The organism is Bradyrhizobium sp. P5_C11_2, assembly GCF_054049755.1.
The window spans coordinates 1-2,635 of sequence record NZ_JBFULT010000794.1 but is presented as its reverse complement, the minus strand read 5'-3'; the positions used below and the strand labels follow the sequence as shown (position 1 = coordinate 2,635).

Genomic DNA, 2,635 nt, shown 5'->3' with positions numbered 1-2,635 from the left:
GCCGACCGCCGCGACTTCCTCGCGGCGATATCCGGTGGCAACGCCGCATCCGATGCGATGTTCCGACCATTTGGCGCAGGCCCGGACGGCACCCCCGCGCCCAACGGTTAACGCCGTTGCAAGATTCCGCCCGGCCGCTTGCTATGATTCGTTGTTCCCCGATGTTATMGTTACCCGTTGTCCCCGTTGCGTTTGGAGTAGCCCATGGCCCCCCGCGCCAATTGGAAGGGTTTTCTGCGTCTGTCGCTCGTGACCTGCCCGGTCGCGCTCTATCCGGCCACGTCGGATACCGAGAAGGTCTCGTTCAACCAGATCAACCGCAAGACGGGCCACCGGATCAAGTACCTCAAGGTCGACGCCGAGACCGGCGACGAGGTGACCTCCGAGGACATCGTCAAGGGCTACAAGGTCGACACCGACACCTATATCGAGGTCACCAAGGACGAGCTCGACGACATCGCGCTCGACTCGACCCACACCATCGATATCGACGAGTTCGTGCCGAAGACCGACATCGACAACCGCTACCTGATCCGCCCCTACTACCTCGTGCCGGACGGCAAGGTCGGCCACGACGCCTATGCCGTGATCCGCGAGACCATCCGCAGCATGGACAAGGTGGCGATCGGCCGCGTGGTGCTGACCAACCGCGAGCACATCATCGCGCTGGAGCCGCTCGAGAGCGGCCTGATGGGCACGCTGCTGCGCTACCCCTACGAGGTGCGCAGCGAAAAGGAATATTTCGACGACATCCAGGACGTGAAGCTGACGAAGGACATGCTCGACCTCGCCAAGCACATCGTCGAGAAGAAGTCCGGTGCGTTCGACCCCGAGCTGTTCGAGGATCACTACGAGACAGCGCTGATCGACCTCATCAACAAGAAGCGTTCCGGCACGCCGATCTCGGCCAAGGCCACGCCGAGGACCGGCGGCAACGTCATCAACCTGATGGACGCGCTGAAGAAGAGCATCGCGAACGAGAAGGACGCAGCGCCCGCGGCGAAGGTCGCCAAAGAGACCGTCAAGGGCAAGAAGCCGAAGAAGCGCGTCGAAGGCCAGCGCGAGATGCTGTTGCCGATCGCCGGCAAGGGCGGCAAGCAAGCCGCGACTGCCAAGGAAGCGCCCAGGGAAACTCCGAAGAAGGCCGACAAGCCGGTGCGCGCGCCGGCGCGGGCCAAGAAGGCCGGATAGCGGCAACGGCCCGGAGGCGAAGCGCGTCGTGAGATCGTCGATGGAGCGRCCGGCCTGACATGCCCTGGTCGGCGCCGTTCGACGATCCCATTCCCTTGCGCAACGGGCGCAAGCTGCTCACGCTTCAGCAGGCGGCCGACCACATCATGCAATTGCCGGAGGACGCGCAGCACGAGGCGCATTGGCAGACCGCCATCGAGACCTTGATCCAGGCGGCCGAGACCGGCGGAGGCTGGCTGCTGTTTGCCCGCATCGCGATGTTGCGGGCGCTGAACGCGGACGGACGGCGCGTATGAGAGCCAAGCTTGCTCTCGACATTGGTATCGTTGCCGACCCGTTGACGAACAGCCTCAACAATCGGTTAAGCGGCACCGTCGTTTCCGGCACGCCCTTCCATCGTGCTGCGCCAACGTATTCCTACGGGAGACAAAATTAACCGTCGATTGCCTTCGCGCGCAGCATGGTCCCGCCATCGATTGAGCCAAGGTTCGCGTGCCCGTGCAGCAGGAAGTCAGAAAGAACTACATCGGTATCGTGAACGATACGACCGATGACGAGCGGGTCGCCGACGCTGCGGCGCGGACACGGCCGCGCATGATGGGATATCTGGTCGGACGCCTCGCAGACGTGCTGAAACTGCAGCGCAAGGGCGCGCCGGGACGCAGCATCGCGCCCTGAGACACGGCAGCGCCCTGGGATGCCTTCACCCCTCGCCATCCCGGACGATGGTTGAGGGTTTTGCCGATTTAGGTCCATTTGGATTGACTATAGAAACGCTGGTTTAACGGGTGCCACGCTATGAGACAGCAGGCGAGGCTCGCCAAACCTGCACCTTTGACGCGCGCAAAAGCCTGATCAATCAATTTACCGCTCTGAAACGACGCGGGCATACATTGTACCGAATGAAGAGGAGTTGGCGATGAGTTTGCTCAGGTCTTTCCTTGCCGATGAAAATGGCGCCACCGCCATCGAGTACGGATTGATCGCCGCCGGTATCGCGCTCGCGATCGTTACGATCGTGAACAACACGGGCAGCGCGCTCCTCAACAACAAGTTCAACTCGATCAGCTCGTCGCTGAAGTAACGACGAGACCTGGCGCGCTCAAGATCTGGCGCCCAAGATCTGGCGCCGAGGGCCGAACGGCCGTGCCGCGAGGCCAGAACCCGGCGCACTTTCAATTCCCACCTCCCCAGCGGGCACGATTCCGCATTCCCGCGGTTTGTTTCGCCCGGGCTTTGCTGTCTTCTCCCACCCTCTTCGAAGAGAGGGCGCAGGGAAGGCCGGGCGCCGGCTGGCACCCGCAATCCCGTGTGCGGGTTTAATGCGCACGGGCGGACCACAGGTGACGCCGGAGACATCCCGGCCTTCCCTGCGCGGTTGGTTTTAACGGTGTCCTTCGTGCTCTCCCCGGGGAGCGATGCACTATTGCCCCCGTCGCCATGC

General features: G+C 62.9%; 4 protein-coding genes. All 4 read left to right on the top strand.

Going from position 1 to position 2,635, the window contains the following annotated elements:
• Positions 1–204 precede the first annotated feature (204 nt).
• Positions 205–1,191: a non-homologous end joining protein Ku gene (gene ku, locus ACXJL8_RS38640; RefSeq protein ID WP_456623643.1), complete on the top strand. Its 987-nt coding sequence runs from the start codon at positions 205–207 to the stop codon at positions 1,189–1,191.
• Between the two features lie 59 nt (positions 1,192–1,250).
• Positions 1,251–1,487, top strand: a complete 237-nt coding sequence (locus ACXJL8_RS38635; RefSeq protein ID WP_456623644.1) for a hypothetical protein — start codon at positions 1,251–1,253, stop codon at positions 1,485–1,487.
• A gap of 202 nt (positions 1,488–1,689) precedes the next feature.
• Positions 1,690–1,869, top strand: a complete 180-nt coding sequence (locus ACXJL8_RS38630) for a hypothetical protein (RefSeq protein WP_456623645.1) — start codon at positions 1,690–1,692, stop codon at positions 1,867–1,869.
• A gap of 241 nt (positions 1,870–2,110) precedes the next feature.
• Positions 2,111–2,275, top strand: coding sequence for a Flp family type IVb pilin (locus tag ACXJL8_RS38625; RefSeq protein ID WP_456623646.1), 165 nt, complete (start codon positions 2,111–2,113; stop codon positions 2,273–2,275).
• Positions 2,276–2,635 lie beyond the last annotated feature (360 nt).